Annotated in this window: 19 protein-coding genes and 1 rRNA gene; 14 read left to right on the forward strand and 6 right to left on the reverse strand. The window is 38.1% G+C overall.

Going from position 1 to position 17,053, the window contains the following annotated elements; translation table 11 throughout:
* The first annotated feature begins 60 nt into the window (after positions 1–60).
* The 9 genes from rrf (at position 61) to ACN6MT_RS16400 (ending at position 7,875) form a co-directional block, all read left to right on the forward strand.
* Positions 61–176, forward strand: a 5S ribosomal RNA gene (rrf, locus tag ACN6MT_RS16360).
* A 200-nt stretch (positions 177–376) separates the two neighbouring features.
* Positions 377–529: a YpzG family protein gene (locus ACN6MT_RS16365; RefSeq protein ID WP_082799371.1), complete on the forward strand. Its 153-nt coding sequence runs from the start codon at positions 377–379 to the stop codon at positions 527–529.
* Between the two features lie 412 nt (positions 530–941).
* The gene (locus ACN6MT_RS16370; protein ID WP_419887093.1) at positions 942–2,123 is read left to right on the forward strand and encodes an ABC transporter substrate-binding protein; all 1,182 of its coding nucleotides are present in this window, start codon (positions 942–944) and stop codon (positions 2,121–2,123) included.
* An 87-nt stretch (positions 2,124–2,210) separates the two neighbouring features.
* On the forward strand, positions 2,211–3,089 hold the full coding sequence (locus ACN6MT_RS16375; RefSeq protein WP_063251662.1) for a branched-chain amino acid ABC transporter permease: 879 nt from the start codon (positions 2,211–2,213) through the stop codon (positions 3,087–3,089).
* A gap of 13 nt (positions 3,090–3,102) precedes the next feature.
* Entirely contained in the window at positions 3,103–4,041 is a 939-nt protein-coding gene (locus tag ACN6MT_RS16380) for a branched-chain amino acid ABC transporter permease (protein ID WP_419887094.1), read from the forward strand.
* A 1-nt stretch (position 4,042) separates the two neighbouring features.
* A complete protein-coding gene (locus ACN6MT_RS16385) occupies positions 4,043–4,825 on the forward strand; it encodes an ABC transporter ATP-binding protein (RefSeq protein WP_063251664.1) in 783 nt (260 codons plus the stop codon).
* Positions 4,818–5,525, forward strand: a complete 708-nt coding sequence (locus ACN6MT_RS16390) for an ABC transporter ATP-binding protein (protein WP_063251665.1) — start codon at positions 4,818–4,820, stop codon at positions 5,523–5,525. The genes ACN6MT_RS16385 and ACN6MT_RS16390 overlap by 8 nt, the downstream gene beginning before the upstream one ends.
* A gap of 108 nt (positions 5,526–5,633) precedes the next feature.
* The gene (locus ACN6MT_RS16395) at positions 5,634–6,314 is read left to right on the forward strand and encodes a BsuPI-related putative proteinase inhibitor (RefSeq protein ID WP_419887095.1); all 681 of its coding nucleotides are present in this window, start codon (positions 5,634–5,636) and stop codon (positions 6,312–6,314) included.
* Between the two features lie 85 nt (positions 6,315–6,399).
* Positions 6,400–7,875: a spore germination protein gene (locus ACN6MT_RS16400; protein WP_419887096.1), complete on the forward strand. Its 1,476-nt coding sequence runs from the start codon at positions 6,400–6,402 to the stop codon at positions 7,873–7,875.
* A gap of 44 nt (positions 7,876–7,919) precedes the next feature.
* On the opposite strand, the gene ACN6MT_RS16405 is transcribed toward ACN6MT_RS16400, so the two are convergent.
* From ACN6MT_RS16405 to ACN6MT_RS16420, 4 genes are all read right to left on the reverse strand, one after another.
* Positions 7,920–8,195 (reverse strand): YqhV family protein, encoded by a 276-nt coding sequence (locus tag ACN6MT_RS16405; RefSeq protein ID WP_063251668.1) that lies wholly within the window; start codon positions 8,193–8,195, stop codon positions 7,920–7,922.
* Between the two features lie 115 nt (positions 8,196–8,310).
* The gene (locus tag ACN6MT_RS16410) at positions 8,311–9,075 is read right to left on the reverse strand and encodes a sulfite exporter TauE/SafE family protein (RefSeq protein WP_063251669.1); all 765 of its coding nucleotides are present in this window, start codon (positions 9,073–9,075) and stop codon (positions 8,311–8,313) included.
* 125 nt (positions 9,076–9,200) lie between these two features.
* The gene (locus ACN6MT_RS16415) at positions 9,201–9,488 is read right to left on the reverse strand and encodes a hypothetical protein (protein WP_063251670.1); all 288 of its coding nucleotides are present in this window, start codon (positions 9,486–9,488) and stop codon (positions 9,201–9,203) included.
* A gap of 30 nt (positions 9,489–9,518) precedes the next feature.
* The gene (locus ACN6MT_RS16420) at positions 9,519–10,769 is read right to left on the reverse strand and encodes an MFS transporter (RefSeq protein ID WP_063251671.1); all 1,251 of its coding nucleotides are present in this window, start codon (positions 10,767–10,769) and stop codon (positions 9,519–9,521) included.
* Positions 10,770–10,931: 162 nt separating this feature from the next.
* Between ACN6MT_RS16420 and ACN6MT_RS16425 the strand changes: the two genes are divergently transcribed.
* The 5 genes from ACN6MT_RS16425 to cysC are packed head-to-tail and all read left to right on the forward strand — an operon-like array spanning position 10,932 to position 14,774.
* Complete coding sequence (locus ACN6MT_RS16425; protein ID WP_419887097.1) at positions 10,932–11,699, forward strand: phosphosulfolactate synthase; 768 nt, start codon at positions 10,932–10,934, stop codon at positions 11,697–11,699.
* The gene (locus tag ACN6MT_RS16430) at positions 11,684–12,211 is read left to right on the forward strand and encodes a histidine phosphatase family protein (RefSeq protein WP_419887098.1); all 528 of its coding nucleotides are present in this window, start codon (positions 11,684–11,686) and stop codon (positions 12,209–12,211) included. The genes ACN6MT_RS16425 and ACN6MT_RS16430 overlap by 16 nt, the downstream gene beginning before the upstream one ends.
* A gap of 43 nt (positions 12,212–12,254) precedes the next feature.
* The gene (locus tag ACN6MT_RS16435) at positions 12,255–12,956 is read left to right on the forward strand and encodes a phosphoadenylyl-sulfate reductase (RefSeq protein WP_419956457.1); all 702 of its coding nucleotides are present in this window, start codon (positions 12,255–12,257) and stop codon (positions 12,954–12,956) included.
* A gap of 56 nt (positions 12,957–13,012) precedes the next feature.
* Positions 13,013–14,185 (forward strand): sulfate adenylyltransferase, encoded by a 1,173-nt coding sequence (gene sat, locus ACN6MT_RS16440; RefSeq protein WP_419956458.1) that lies wholly within the window; start codon positions 13,013–13,015, stop codon positions 14,183–14,185.
* Positions 14,175–14,774 (forward strand): adenylyl-sulfate kinase, encoded by a 600-nt coding sequence (gene cysC / locus ACN6MT_RS16445; RefSeq protein ID WP_419887099.1) that lies wholly within the window; start codon positions 14,175–14,177, stop codon positions 14,772–14,774. The genes sat and cysC overlap by 11 nt, the downstream gene beginning before the upstream one ends.
* Positions 14,775–14,782: 8 nt before the next feature.
* On the opposite strand, the gene ACN6MT_RS16450 is transcribed toward cysC, so the two are convergent.
* Entirely contained in the window at positions 14,783–15,337 is a 555-nt protein-coding gene (locus ACN6MT_RS16450; protein ID WP_419887100.1) for a YitT family protein, read from the reverse strand.
* Positions 15,338–15,579: 242 nt separating this feature from the next.
* Positions 15,580–17,028, reverse strand: coding sequence for a carbon starvation protein A (locus tag ACN6MT_RS16455; protein WP_419887101.1), 1,449 nt, complete (start codon positions 17,026–17,028; stop codon positions 15,580–15,582).
* Between the last annotated feature and the right edge of the window lie 25 nt (positions 17,029–17,053).

Here is a 17,053-nt window from a genome sequence, read left to right on the forward strand (position 1 = left end):
CGTTTTACAAAATACTTCTTCTGATTATCTAGTTTTGAGGGAATGATACCTCAAAAACAGTCTGGCAATAATGGCGAGAAGGTCACACCCGTTCCCATACCGAACACGGAAGTTAAGCTTCTCAGCGCCGATGGTAGTTGGGACTTTGTCCCTGTGAGAGTAGGACGTTGCCAGGCAAACCAGCAGATAACCTAATTGGGTTGTCTTTTTTGTGTGTTCAAAGCTCACCGTCGTTTTCTAAAATTTATCAGACTAAACGGCGTTTTTGCTTTAAATAATGTGTATTTTTATATAGCTAAAATCCAATACTATAAATGATATTCTTGTAATATCGCGTTTCAGAGTATCCCAATCCTAACTATTGAGGTGATTCATTGTGAGTACTCAAGATCATTTGGATCCACATTCTCAAAAGTTCTTCAATAATTGGACCAGGCCTAAGCGTGCTAGTTCTCAGGTAAATGGACACACAAAAATGTCTCAGCATAATATTATCACGAGATCAAACGCAAAGGCTCATAGGTGGTAAAGGATACATCTGAGTAAAAAGAAAGAAGACGAAATTTAGTCTTCTTTCTTTTTTTATATGTAAGGAACCTTTTGATGGTAATAAAAGTATATATCAGTAAAATATTTCAAGTGTAAATACATAAATACGAATAATATTTTCTATAGTTTTTTATGAATATCAATAAAATACAAGTCCGGAAAAATTATAAATTTTTTATAAAAAAGCTTTAAATCAACAAGAAAGCGCTTTAATTATTATAAAAAATAAAAAGTTCTGAAATATTGAAATAATATACTAGACTAACAATGAAAAAAGTACTACAATAACTAATGTTAATTAATTTAGCCTATAAACAAATCTCATGGGGGCAAGAAAGATACTAACCTACGAATCTTAGTATCTGAAAATTCAATCAAAGGGGGAAAACACCATGAAAAAGAAATTAGCAAGCGTGTTTATGGCTTCTACCATCTTTGCAGGAGTATTGGCAGGATGTGCAGGAGGAGCGAAAGAAAGTTCAGAAGGCGGCAATTCAGATACCATTAAATTGGGTGTGAATTTAGAGCTTTCAGGGAACGTTGCATCATATGGTGAATCAATGGCAAAAGGAATTGAAATGGCTGTTGAAGAAATCAATAAAAATGGCGGCGTTGACGGTAAAAAGTTTGATGTTGTTAAAGTTGATAATAAATCAGAAGCAGCAGAGGCTACAAACGGTATTATTAAGTTAACAAGCCAAGACAAGGTAACGGCTGTTATTGGAGCAGCAACTAGCGGTAATACAGTAGCTCAAGCGCAAATTGCCAATGATACGAAAACAGTTCTAATTGCTCCAGGCGGAACAAGCCCAACTGTTACGGTAGATGAAAAAGGTAAAGTAAGAGAATTCGTTTTCCGTACTTCTTTCATTGATCCTTTCCAAGGTACAGTAGCAGCAAACTTTGCCTTAGATACATTAAAAATTAAAGACGCAGCGATTTTCGCTGATAACTCAAGTGATTATGCTAAAGGCCTATCTAACGCCTTCATCGAAACCTTTGAAGCAGCCGGAGGTAAAATTGTTGCGGAAGAAGCATATGTAGCGAAGGATACAGATTTCCGTGCAACATTAACTAGAATCAAGGCGAAAAATCCTTCATTCATTTTTATTCCTGGTTATTATGAAGAAGTTGGATTAATTGTTAAGCAAGCTCGTGAGTTAGGCATCGATGTTCCATTAGTTGGTGCTGATGGCTGGGATTCGCCTAAGTTGGTTGATTTAGCGGGAGCAGAAGCATTAAATAATACGTATCTAATCAACCATTACTCATCTGAAGATCCAGATGAAAAAGTACAAAAGTTTGTTACAGCATTTAAAGAAAAGAACAATGATGAAGCACCTAATGCCTTTAATGCTCTAGGCTATGACACGGTTTACTTTTTAGCGGATGCGGTTAAGCGTGCAGGCAGCATTGATTCAAGTAAGATTCAGGCTGAATTAGCAAAAACAAAAGACCTAAGCCTAGTTACAGGTGTAGTAACAATTGATGAGAATCATCATCCAATTAAAACTGCTACTATTTTAGAATACAAAGATGGAAAACAAGTGTTTAACACAAAAGTAAATCCTTAAAAAGTACTAGTTAAGTAAAATGGAAGGATTATCCTTCCATTTTACTTGTGTAAAGAGTTAAATCTGGAAAAAATAGGAGTGAGAACAGTGGAGTGGTTACAACAATTGATTAACGGAATATCACTCGGTAGCATCTATGCCTTAATCGCATTAGGCTATACCATGGTTTATGGAATCATAAAATTAATTAACTTCGCCCATGGTGATGTTTTTATGGTAGGTGCGTTCGTCGGGTTTTATGCGATTAAGGGATGGGGTCTAGGCTTCTTTCCAGCATTATTATTCTCAATGGCATTTTGTGCAGTATTTGGAGTATTAATTGAAAGAATTGCCTATAAACGTCTTCGAAACGCGACTAGAATTGCGGCCTTAATAACGGCCATTGGTATGTCGCTATTAATTGAATACGGTGTGATATATGCTCGTGGGGCACAGCCAGAGGCGTATCCTGATAATGTATTACCAAGCACAACTTTTAACCTGTTTGGTGCTCAGATTAGCAGCCAATCCCTTTTTATTCTTGGCGTTTCCGTTGGACTTATGATTATTTTACAATTTATCGTTCATCGTACGAAAATTGGTAAAGCTATGCGTGCCGTATCACACGATATGGACGCTGCCCGCTTAATGGGTATAAACGTAGACATGACCATCTCCTATACATTTGCGATTGGTTCTGCATTAGCAGGAGCTGCCGGTGTTATATTTGGTGTCTATTATACGAAGATTGAACCACTAATGGGGATTATTCCCGGATTAAAGGCGTTTGTTGCCGCTGTTTTAGGTGGAATCGGAATTATCCCAGGAGCCATGGTTGGTGGTCTTATCCTTGGGGTTGTCGAATCAGTGGTTAGTGCAATGGGATTCTCCCTATGGAGAGACGCAGCAGCATTTATTATCTTAATCCTAATCCTTATTTTTAGACCTTCAGGCATCTTTGGAAAAAATACGAGAGAGAAAGTGTAGGTGAGATAGACAGATGAAAAAGGTTAATAAATTCTGGCTATTTCTCATTTTAGCAGTACTAATATATGGAATTGGTCAAGGCTTAATTCAAACAGGAATATTAAATGCATTTTATAGCAACATGCTAATCCTAATGATTATTAACATCATTTTAGCAGTCAGTCTTCACTTGGTTATTGGGATTACCGGACAATTTTCGATTGGACATGCTGGATTCCTTGCAGTCGGAGCTTATGTCTCAGCGATAATCACCATGAGATTTGAACTGCCATTTGTTCTAGCTATTATTATTGGAGGAATTGTAGCTGCGTTAGCTGGTCTTCTTGTTGGGATTCCAACTCTAAGGCTTCGAGGAGATTATCTGGCTATTGCTACTCTAGGATTCGGTGAAATTATCAGAATTGTGTTTTTAAATATCGATTATGTTGGCGGCGCTGCAGGAATGATGGTTACCAATATGACTACATGGACCAGTGCATTTGTCTGTCTCGTTATTACCATTTTAGTGATTGCCAATTTTACGAACTCACGGCACGGAAGAGCGTGTATTGCCATTCGGGAAAATGAAATTGCGGCAGATGCAATGGGGATTAATACAACATTTTATAAAGTTGCAGCGTTCGCGATTGGTTCCTTTTTCGCGGGAATTGCCGGCGGATTATTTTCACATAACTTTTACATTATTCAGCCAACAAACTTTGGTTTCCTAAAATCGTTTGATATTTTAATCTTTGTTGTTTTAGGCGGACTTGGAAGTATGTCTGGTTCGGTAATTTCTGCGGTCCTTTTAACTGTAATTTCAACCTACCTGCAGCAATATCCTGAGACTCGAATGATTATTTACAGTTTAGTCTTGGTTGTTGTAATGCTATATCGTCCACAGGGCTTAATGGGTACCCGTGAAATTACAGACTTCTTTGGTAAAAAGAAAAGTGTGAAAGGAGGAAATTAACATGGGCGCTTTATTAGAAGTTAAAAATGCGGGGATTCAGTTTGGCGGGCTTAAGGCAGTTTCAGGCTTTAATATGGAACTCAATCAAGGAGAATTGGTCGGTTTGATTGGTCCGAATGGTGCCGGGAAAACCACGAGCTTTAACCTACTGACTGGCGTATATGTCCCGACTGAAGGAGATATCTTGTTCAATGGTAAAAGACTAAATGGTCTTGCTCCATACCAAGTAACAAGAAACGGAATCAGCCGTACGTTTCAGAATATTCGTCTATTCAGTGAATTATCTGTATTAGATAATGTAAAGGTAGCTTACCATTCTTTAGCGAAGCATTCCATTTTAAGTTCTATCTTTCGCCTTCCTTCTCATTTTTCTGAAGAAAAGGTGATGGAGGAAAAATCATTAGAATTTTTAAAGATTTTTCAATTGGATCGTTTTAAAGATGAAAAAGCAAAGAATTTACCATATGGTCAGCAAAGAAGATTGGAAATTGCCAGAGCATTGGCGGCCAGTCCTAAACTATTACTGCTCGATGAGCCTGCTGCTGGTATGAATCCTCAGGAGACACACGAATTGATGGAATTGATCGCTTTTATCCGAAAACAATTTGATTTAACGATTCTTTTAATTGAACATGATATGGCGCTAGTAATGGGAATTTGTGAAAGAATTTATGTACTTGATCATGGGCAGCTGATTGCAGCAGGAACCCCTGATGAGATTCGTAATCATCCAAAGGTAATCGAGGCTTATTTAGGAGAGGAGGTTACGAGTGACCATGCTTAAAGTAAATGGAATTAATGTTTTTTATGGAAATATCCATGCCCTTAAAGGTGTATCATTAGAAATTAATGAAGGGGAAATTGTTACCCTGATAGGTGCCAATGGTGCAGGTAAAAGTACTCTACTTAAGACGTTATCCGGGCTGCTTAAGCCAAAGTCTGGGACAATTGAGTACTTAGGCAGTTCAATTTCTGGCAAGGCTCCCCAGTCTATTGTGAAGACCGGAATTTCTCATGTACCAGAAGGTCGCCGTGTATTCGCCAATATGAGTGTAGAGGAAAACCTAGAACTAGGTGCTTACCTACGGAAAGATTCGAAGGAAATCCGCAAAGATATACAAAGCGTTTACGAGCTTTTCCCAAGACTAGAGGAGCGTCGAAAGCAGTTATCGGGAACCCTTTCCGGAGGAGAGCAGCAAATGCTCGCGATGGGAAGAGCGATTATGGCAAAGCCTAAGCTGCTTTTACTCGATGAGCCTTCCATGGGATTGGCACCGTTAATGGTAAAAACGATTTTCCAAATTATCGAAAAAATTAACAAAGACGGAACAACCATCCTTCTAGTTGAACAGAATGCGAATATGGCACTTTCCGTTGCAGACCGCGCCTATGTAATCGAAACAGGTCGGGTTGAAATCTCTGGAACAGCAGCAGAGCTGCAAGCAAGTGAAGAAATCAAAAAAGCCTACCTTGGTGGTCTCTAGATTTCCGTAGGAAGCTAAAAATCTTTATATGAAAAATAAAATAGGTGTAACTCCAAACTCCTTTTAATCGACTATTAAGGTAATTCGATTAAAAGGAGTTTTTCATTTATGGGATATAAGATAATGATAATTTTATTGGCAGGATTGTTAAGTGCTTGTGGTACTGGGAATCAAACAAATGGAAACAGTGAGGTTGTGAAGAAAGAGAACCAAATGGATAAACGAAAACAAAGTGAAATTGCTGCAAATGTTCATCCAACGATTGAAATAAAAGAAGAAAACAATTCTATCATTATCAATTACAAAGTGAAAAATATATCTGGCGGACCGCTAAAACTATCTTTTACAAGCGGCTTACAGGCAGATTACATCGTTTATGATGAGGAAGGGAAAAAAGTAAAACAGTATTCTGATGAAGCCATGTCAACACAGGCAATCACTGAGATGACGTTTGTTAATAACCAAGAAATTCAAAACTCATTTACCATATCAGACCTTTACAATGGGAGTTACAAAATTGAAGTATTTTTAACCGCAAAGGAAGAACAAGCTAAGGTTGTAATGGATGTATTGGTTGAAAAATCACTATTTACAAAGGCATCTGGCATATTCACTGGCCAAATTGATCCTCATTCGATTGAGGTAGATATTAATGGAGAAAAAGTTTCATTTCAGTTAACAGATGAAGCAATACAGCAATTGCAAACCTTAAAAGAGGGCAGTGAAACTTTATTTGTTTATACAGAAAATGACACCCAAAAGACTATTAAAACGTTTTTACTGGATTAAACGATGATAAAAACTCGTAAGGTTAGTATATAACATCCAAACTTGCAGCAAAATATCATTATGAAAATTTTAGGAGTTGGCAGGTTTGGGAAAAAAGGGTACACAGGTTCCAGTAAAAGAGACGTTTGAAGAAAATGTTGATTATTTAATTAAAGAATTACGGATAGGAAAAAGTTTTGATGTAATTCACCGTCCTTTGGTATGGGGAGAGCGCAAGTTTGCTATGTTCTTGATTGATGGTTTTGCAGCGGCAAATATTCTGCTCTTAATCATGAAGGAGATTGAAAAGCGTAAACCTGAGGACTTTGGTGATAATCCCATTGAAAAGCTCTTTAAAACTTTCATTCCTCATGTAGAGGTTAATAAAACAGAGGATTTAGAAGAGGTTATCGCCCAAATTCTTGCGGGTCAAACGGCATTAGTGGCAGAGGGTGGTAAAGAGATTATCCTGATTGATTCACGTGAATATCCGATTCGATCACCTCAAGAGCCGGATATTGAGCGTGTGGTACGGGGCCCGCGTGATGGTTTTGTTGAAACGATAGTTTTTAATTTAGCATTAATTAGAAGGCGTGTTCGTGATCGCTCTTTAATCATGGATTATGTTCAGGTAGGAGAACGATCTAAAACAGATATTGCATTAGTTTATATTGATAGTATCGTTGATATGGAACACGTAAAGATGTTAAAAGATAAGCTGGAGAATATCTCTGTTGACGGTATCTCAATGGGGGAGAAAACCATTGAAGAATTTGTCTTTGGCCGAAATTATAACCCATATCCACTTGTCCGTTATACTGAAAGAGCAGATACCAGTGCGGTTCATCTAATGGAAGGCCATGTCCTGATTGTTGTAGATGGCTCACCCAGTGTGATGATCTGTCCTTCTACCTATTGGCATCATTTACAGCATGCAGAGGAATATCGCCAAAAACCCATAATAGGTGTCTTCTTGAGATGGGCACGATTTATTGCTGTTTTGGCTTCTTTATTCCTCTTACCATTATGGTACACGTATGCTACCAATGAGCAGCTGCTATCTGACCGGTGGAAGTTTATTGGTCTAAAGGATACCGGTGAAATTGGGTTGATATGGCAATTCCTCATTGCTGAAATTGGGATTGAAATTCTCAGAATGGCAGCCATCCATACACCGAATGCCCTTGCAACAGCGCTCGGTATCGTTTCTGCTATTATTATTGGAGATGTGGCGGTACAAGTGGGTATCTTTACACACGAGGTAGTTCTTTATGTAGCGGTTGCCGCAATCGGAACTTTTGCCACACCAAGTTATGAATTAAGTCTAGCCAACCGATTGTTCCGTGTTTTCTTTTTACTTATGGTCGCGTTACTAAAAGTACCGGGTCTAGCCATCGGAATTACCTTGTGGATTATTCTTCTTGCAAGAACGAAGAGCATGAATACTCCTTATTTGTACCCGTTCATCCCGTTTCATCCACTGGATTTTAAAATTATGCTTGCGCGAACACCAATCCCAATTAAAAATACCCGTGCCAGAATACTTAATCCACAAGATGCAACTAGACAAGCACATAAATAAGCCTATCATCATTCGATGATAGGCTTCCTTTTATGTAGTTTTGTTCATGATGACTTTACACCTATGAAGATAAAACTTACCCCAAGTGCAATCCAGACGAATTTCATAATCGATATTTTTTCGACTAAGCCAAATAAACCTATGGAGGTGGTTAAAACTAATATAATAGGTCCGATAAGTGCAAGCGAAGAGTTAACCATCAGGGCTTTTTCTACCGTATTAAATTTAATCATTAGGATTGCTGCAAATATTTCAATACTTCCCGATATTAATCGTAAAAACGCCATTCCGAGTACTACTTTTTCAATAATGATAAACATAATGACCTCCTGGAATTACCATTTCTACTATATGTATATGATTGGTTTTTCAAGAGAAGGACAGGTTTTTCATTTTCGTTAAAAATAGAAAAAAACACGGTGAGTACCGTGTTTCTTAAATAAGTTTAACACCACTAATCAAAATCATGATAGCCATAATTGTCCTTAATGGTTTCGCTGGGAATTTGGAGGATAAGTTACTTCCAATCAGAACCCCTGGGATGGAACCCATCAGAAGGTTCATCACCAATAAATAGTCAACATTGCCAATACCAGCATGCATAAATCCGGCAGCTGTGACGAGTAAAAATGCATGAGCAATATCTGTTCCGACAAGCTCTGAAGGGCTCATTCTGTATAGATAAAGCATTGCCAAGGCAAACAAAGAACCAGAACCAATAGAAGTCAGCCCAACAATAAAGCCCAAGATAACCCCAATACCAATCGTTAATCCACGTTTCTCATGAAGCGGCTTTTTTTGGAGAGAGTTTTCTTTTAATTTACCTTTAGCAAACGTTTTAATAAGAGTAGTCAATGCTACTAAAATTAAAACGTATCCTAAAGCATGTTTGATTACTTCCTCTTGGTTATGAAAAAATGAGTCGAACAGATGGAGAATCCCGACTGCACATATTGCACTTGGAATACTTCCGATAGCAAGATATTTTACCAGCGTTAGATTGATCGTCTTTTGCCTCCAATGTTGAAAAGATCCGAAAAGCTTGGTGATAGAATTATAAACCAGGTCTGTTCCTACTGCTATGGATGGACTAATCCCTAATAATATTAATATGGGTGTTAACAATGCTGCTCCGCCCACACCGGTCAAGCCAACCATAAACCCGATTAATAGCCCCATTAGAATAATTCCAATACTCATTAGGCCACACACTCCATATTTGTCTAACTGCTTATCAATAAATTATGAAGTGGTTAAATGCCATGTTACTACTGCCCAAACCCAAATTAAAAGAGGGCGGTCAATACCGTCCTCTAACCTTATCTTTATTCTTCTTCATCCTCTTCTTCTTTTAGCTTAATTTTTTTACAACCCACATACAAGCAGGATAGAATATCAAGCCCTGGTTTAGCCTTTGCTAATCCTTTTATATAGGGAGTGACCAAATCTTTAAAATCAGAACCCACTTCTTCATCTTCTAAAATGCCGTAAACATACAACTTCTTTTCATCAAATAAAAAGGCAACATTTCCTACACCCTTATTTTTCGAATTAACGACATTCAAGACCTGATATTCCGGGGTTATAACCTCAGGTGAAAAATATATTTGCAATTAAATCTACTCCTTTATATCTAACATGACTTAGGTGAATTGCAATTTTTCAAATAATGAATCACTTTCATTTTCTTCCGATGGTTTGGTTTTCGCTACGTGAATCAAGACCATACAAAGCAGTGCACAAAACAATGTTAAGCCGGCAGTGACTAAAAACATACCAGATCTGGACCATTCCATTAGGGAGCCAAAGACAGGAGGACCAATCGCCACCCCTAAGAATCGAACAGAACCGTATAAGGAGGTTACAAAACCCCTTCGGTCTGTGGGAACGGAACCCGTGATAAAACTATTGATACATGGGAGAACAAGTCCTGTTCCAATACTGCTTACAGAAAGTACGGCGAAAAAGGGAACTAAATTTTTAAAGAATATCAGCGTTGCAAAAGAAGTTGTCATTAGCAATAACCCTAATACGATTAAGGTTTTCATCAACTTCATTTTTTTACCAATTTTACTTCCAGTTATATATGAGGTGGTAGTCATGACAAGTAGGGGAATAGCTAATATCAATCCTTTTAACACACCATCAATTTGATAATCTTTTTCCAATATGTCTGAAATGTAAAATAAGATCCCAAAAAGTGTAAATAAACAAGTTGCTCCTGTTATATAAGCAGCAAATAACCAACGGCCCTCCGTTTTAAAAACAGATACAAGACCCTTCACATATTTACCAACCGGAGGGGGTTCCTTTTTGGTTTTCTTTTCCTTGATGAAAAAGATCGTTAATAAGCAGGAAATAGCACAGAAAATCGGAAAGGCGAAAAACGCTGCATACCAAAAGATTAAGGCTAAAAGAGAACCGATAATCGGGCTGATAACCTTTCCAAAACCATTGGATGCTTCAACTAAACCTAAAACTTTACTTTGCTGCCCACCTTTAAATAAATCACCTGTTAAAGCCATGGCAATAGGAGCAGTTCCTGCAGCACCCATACCTTGCATAATCCTGCCTGCAAGGATCCATGTATAAGAATTGTCAAACCAAGCGGAGGCCGCACCCGCTAAAAGTCCTCCACTCCCATATAAAATGAGGGCTGGGATAATAATGGCCTTTCGCGAAAACCTGTCAGACAAATAACCTAAGACAGGTATCGATATGGCAGCTGCAATTGAAAATGCAGATATGACTAAACTAACTTGAAATTGTGAAATATCGAGTTCTGACTTCATTTTAGGAAGGACTGGAATAAGCATTGAGTTTCCTAAAACAAGGATAAGCGGTATGGAACTAATGGCCAGAATCGTTAAGCCGCTATGTTTTTGCTTTGACAAGGATCTACACCCCTAACTGTGAGAATAGCCTTTTTATTGTTTCAAGTGAAGGCAGAGTTTATGCAAGACAATAGCCTAATTTCTCCTTTTCAAGCCTAATATCTACACATTCACCTAATTTTTGAATAATCTATCCTAGAAAAAAAGAGGAGGCGCTTTTATATGGATTTTTTAATACTTCCAGAAAGGACGTCAGGAAATAGAACGTATGGCTTAACCTCGGTGATCGATTTTGGCACCCCAATCGGTGAGTTAAAGCATATTTTAGATGATTATGGATACCTCATTGATATTGCCAAGATAGGAATTGGTTCTGCCTATGTGACTCCAAATCTAAGGCGAAAAATAGAACTTTATAAGGAGCATCAGATAAAGCCTTATTGTGGAGGAACACTATTTGAAAAATGCTTTTATCAAAATAAGGTACCTGAATATTTAAGGCATTTACGTAATTTAGGAATTGAATGGATTGAAATTTCCAACGGAACTCTGGACATACCACTTGAAGAACGCCTCCAATTGATTTCTAGTATTAAGAAGGATTTTCACGTTATTGCTGAAGTTGGGTCAAAGGATTCTACCAAGGAAATGGATATTTCTGATTGGAAGGAAGAAATAAACCTTTTATTACACGCAGGGTGTGCCTATGTGATTACAGAAGGCAGGGACTCAGGGACTTCAGGGATTTATGAAAAAACAGGCAGCATAAAATCTAATTTAATTCAGGAATTAATAAAAGATATCGACAGTAAAAAGATTATCTTTGAGGCACCAACCCCAAAACACCAAATGTATTTTATTAGAGAAGTTGGACCAAACGTTAATTTAGGTAATGTAAGACTTCAGGATGTTTTAGTATTAGAAACACAACGCTGTGGACTGCGAAGTGAAACCTTTTATGTGGAGGAAGATGAATGCAAATTACTGTGATTAGACACCTTCCAACGGAATGGAATAAAAAAACGTGGCTTCAGGGGAGGAAGGACATCGGACTTTCACAGGTTTCCCAAGAATTATTAAAAGGGATTGCTGACAATCGAATGAGACTTGAAAAATTAGCACCATTTGACCTTGTTCTAGCAAGTACATTACAAAGAACCCACCAAACAGCCAATCTCTATGGATTTGAATATGAAATAGAAGGATTGTTAGATGAATTAAACTTTGGACCATTTGAAGGTGTACCCAAAAATAAGCTAATAGAAAAATATGGGGACGTATGGTTTGAAAATCCGAAAGAATTGGTTTTAGGGGAAAGTATAAACAATTTAGAAAAACGGATTGAACTGTTTTTAAATAAATATCAAACATATAGAAATATCCTAGCGTTTGGCCATGGCTCTTGGATAAGAGCTATGATTTCATATGTCAAGTATGGTGATATTAACCAAATGAATAAACTGGAAGTGGTTAATAATGCCTGTATCACGTTGGCCATTTAACCTAAGGGATAGGAGAGAAATGGAGGTCTGAGGATTGTCTGAGATTTTAACGCATGATAAATGGGATGAAAAACGAATTGCCTCCTTTATAAATAGTCAGCCAGATTATTTAGATGTATTAAAGTGGGCATATCGAGAATATCAAGACGAAATTGTCTATGCCTGCAGCTTTGGTGTAGAGGGTATTGTACTAATCGATTTAATTTCTAAGGTAAATAAAGAGGCAAAAATCATTTTTCTTGATACAGAATTACATTTTCCAGAAACCTATGAATTAATAGAAGAGGTTAAGAATCGATACCCTTCCTTGAAAATCAACATGATAAAGCCGAAGAATTCCTTGGAGGACCAGGCAAAATGGTATGGTGAAGAATTGTGGAAGCATAATCCCAATCTTTGCTGCCATATGAGAAAGGTAGTTCCTCTGCAGGAAGGATTAGCGGACGCAAAGGCATGGATTTCTGGTTTAAGACGTGAACAATCCCTTTCCAGGAGCAAGACAGAATATATTAATAAAGATGACAAATTTCAAAAAATCAAAGTATGTCCCCTCATCCATTGGACCTCAGAAGATATCATGACGTATATTCAACTTAATAAGCTGCCTTATAATCCACTCCATGACAAAGGGTACCCAAGTATCGGCTGTGCTCCTTGTACGAAGCCTGTTTCAGACCAAAAGGATTCTCGTGCGGGCAGATGGGCGGGTCTATCAAAAACAGAATGTGGATTACATGAATCATAATCGGCTTTACCTATTCGGCCGTTTTATGATTCAGTTGGAATTGGGAGGGAAGAATGATGAGTGAAAGTGTGCCACATGGCGGCAAATTAATCAATCGTATTAACCATGGTCTTTCTATCGACTTATCACGAAACTATGTTTTGCTCGATAATTTGGAATTAAGCGATATGGAGTTAATTGCAAATGGCGCGTATAGCCCTTTAGAAGGGTTCATGGGAAAAGCCGATTATGAGTCGGTTGTAAGAAAAATGAGGTTATCCAACGGTCTTCCGTGGTCATTACCGATTACATTAGCGATAGATAAGAATAAAGCTATCGAACTTAAGGTTGGGGAAACGATTAATCTGATAAAAGATGGAGTCGTTTATGGTGAAATGAATGTGGAGGAAATCTATATTCCTGATAAAATCGTAGAGGCGGAAATGGTTTATAAAACAACGGACTTGCAGCACCCTGGTGTAAAAAAACTGTTCGCAAGGGATGAACTCTATGTAGCAGGTCCCATTATGATGGCAAGAAGGATCAATAACAGTGAGTTTGAACGTTTTTATCTAGATCCAATCCAAACAAGGGAGAAATTTAGGAATCTTGGCTGGAAGACAGTAGTAGGATTCCAAACTAGAAATCCAGTGCACAGAGCACATGAATATATTCAAAAAACAGCCTTGGAGACGGTTGATGGTCTTTTTCTAAATCCTTTAGTAGGGGAGACAAAGGCGGATGATATTCCAAGTGATATAAGGATGAAAAGCTATCAGGTTTTACTTGAACATTACTATCCAAAAGATCGTGTTTTCTTATCTGTTTTCCCGGCTGCTATGCGTTATGCAGGACCTAGAGAAGCGATTTTTCATGCCATCGTACGGAAAAATTTCGGATGTACTCATTTTATTGTTGGGCGGGACCATGCGGGAGTAGGAAACTATTATGGAACATATGATGCTCAGAAAATCTTTAGTGAATTTAACGAAGCGGACCTAGGAATTAAGCCACTATTTTTTGAACATAGTTTTTATTGTAAAAAGTGTGAAAACATGGCCTCTGAGAAAACCTGTCCACATGATTCTCGTGATCATGTTGTCCTGTCCGGAACAAAGGTAAGAGCCATGTTAAAAAATGGAGTGCACCCGCCTAAGGAATTCAGTCGACCTGAGGTAATTGAAATTCTAATTCAAGGTATGAAGCATGTTTACACGAAGGAAATAAAGGGTGTTGAACATGAAAAATAGTCAAAACATCACTTGGCACCATTCGAGTGTCAGTAAAAAAGAACGTCATGTGAAGAATGGTCATAAAAGTTGTGTTCTTTGGTTCACAGGGTTATCTGGGTCTGGGAAATCTACTTTGGCGAATGCAGTGGATCACTCATTATTTCATGAGGGATATAGCAGCTATGTATTAGACGGTGATAATATTCGCTATGGCTTAAATAGTGATTTACGTTTTGGTCCTGCAGATCGAAAAGAAAATATCCGGAGGATTGGAGAGGTGGCAAAGCTATTTGTAGACAGCGGGATTATCGTCTCATCTGCCTTTATTTCTCCGTTTCAAGAGGATAGAGAGCTAGTTCGTCAAATGTTTGATATAGGAGAATTTGTTGAGATTTTTGTTAAATGCCCTATTGAGGTCTGTGAAAATAGGGATCCCAAAGGGTTATATAAAAAAGCAAGAAAGGGAGAAATTCCAGAGTTTACAGGGATTTCTTCTCCGTATGAGTCTCCTGATCTACCTGAGATTGTAATTGAAACCGATCATATGACGATTACTCAATCAGTTGAAATCATAAAAAAATACCTAAAAGATAAGAAGATTCTATAAGGGTCTTCTTACCTTTTTCGCCAATTTGCTGTTAAAAACCTTATTCTATGGATCTTTAAATCATAGATAAAATCAATAATATTGGTAGAAAAAAATTGGCAAATAATCGCATATAAAACGATGTTATAGTCGATTACCACAGCGGTTAGTAAAAAGATAATAAGGTTAATTCCCATCATTACTTTTCCAGGGCTCCACTTTTTATAGTTGGCAATCATTAACGATGGAATGACCATTCCACCACTTGATGCACCTGCCCGAATCAATAATCCGACTCCAAAGCCAAAAATAATACTCCCAGCTACAATACAGATGAAAATATTAATGTGCGGGTGAGGATAGTGAGAAGTTATGTAACCTACCGTCATAGCGGTAATCGCAACTGAGATAATAGTGCGAAAGGTCCAGGTAAAACCAAAATAAGGGAGAGCAAATAATAAAAAGACAACATTCGCCAGCCATAAGGAAAATCCAAGTGATAGATGGGAAAAATGATTGATTAGGATGGCGAGACCAGCACCCCCGCCAGACGGAATGGAATGTGGAAATAAAAATACAGACATAGCAAAACCCTGAAGGGTTGCTCCTATTACTAAGCAAAAATATGTCAGCAATGTTTTTTTCATAACTAATAGAAATGGATCCTCAAATGTATAATCGTGATCTCCACTTTCATTCCTCCTCTTTGGACTACCTCTCCTTGTCCATTTTATGAGAACAGAAAAAGGAATATGTTGAATTAATTTTTACAATTAAAAAAGTGCACGCTGCAGCGTACACTTAATTCTTCAGAGGGGAAAGTACATTACGCAACTTTCCATCCAGAAATATCATCTTCAAGCGGCATATTAGTTGCTCGTGCCTTTTTAGCAGCACGGAAGAATAACCCAATAAGTACAGCAGCACCGATGAAGCCGCCAATCCAAGAAAATGTCATCGGCAATCCAAACCCGATAGGTGCATTTAATATATAGGTAATGACCATCACTAACATGAAGGAGCCTGGCACCAATGCTGTATAGTAGTTTTTCTTAGCAATGTACAAGTACATGGCACCGACAAAGAGCGCAATGACAGCTGTTGCTTGGTTGGCCCAACTGAAGTATCTCCATAATAAATTAAAGTCAATTTGAGTAAGTATAGCTGAAATCACGAATAAAGGTAGTGCAATCCATAAGCGGCTTGAAAATTTCTTTTGGGCAATATTTAGGTATTCTGCAATAATCATACGTGCACTGCGGAAAGCAGTATCTCCAGAGGTAATCGGCAGGACCACCACGCCAAGAACAGCTAACGTTCCGCCAATGGCTCCAAGAAGGGCAGTAGATGCTTGGCTGACAACCGCACCAGGACCGCCAGCTGCTAAAATATCATTCAATCCGTTATAACCATTGAACAAACTCATACCTGCAGCAGCCCAAATCATCGCAATGACACCTTCTGCAATCATCATACCGTAGAAAATTTTACGTCCTTGTTTTTCATTTTGTGTGGTACGTGAAATAATAGGTGTTTGTGTCGCATGGAATCCAGATAGCGCGCCGCATGAAATCGTGAAAAATAATAATGGCAAAATTGGGGCATTAGCTGGATGGAAATTCGTTAGTGATAATTCAGGAATTGGTGCCCCCGTTACAACCATTCCAATTCCTACACCTAAAGCACTAATTAAAAGCAAAGCACCAAAATACGGATAGAGTCGACCAATGATTTTATCAACTGGAAGTAATGTAGCTGCAATATAATAAATGAAAATAGCCGTAATAATAATTCCTAATGCAATTTTTCCATCCATTAAGACGTGAAGCAGACTTGCTGGTGTAGAAACAAATACGGTACCTACTAATAAAAGAAGCAGAACTGCAAAGGCATTTACCACGTGCTTCATCACTTTTCCTAGGAACTTACTTGCAAGCTCCGGTAAATGAGCACCTCGGTTACGGATTGAGATCATTCCAGTTAAATAGTCATGTACTGCTCCTGCGAAAATACAGCCAATCACGATCCAGATAAAGGCGACTGGTCCATATAGAGCTCCCATAATGGGACCAAAAACCGGACCTGTGCCGGCAATATTTAAGAGTTGAATTAAGGAATTCTTTGACGTGCTCATTGGCACATAGTCAACGCCATCGTTATTAACATAGGCAGGCGTTGCCCGATCTTCTTTCACGCCAAACATTTTTTCAATGAATTTTCCATAGGAAAAATAACCAATAATTAAAAGTGCAATACCAGCTAAAAATGTATACAATACTTCTCCCCCTTTTTTATGAATA

Source organism: Neobacillus niacini, assembly GCF_048572935.1.
In the GTDB taxonomy this organism is placed as follows: domain Bacteria; phylum Bacillota; class Bacilli; order Bacillales; family Cytobacillaceae; genus Neobacillus; species Neobacillus niacini.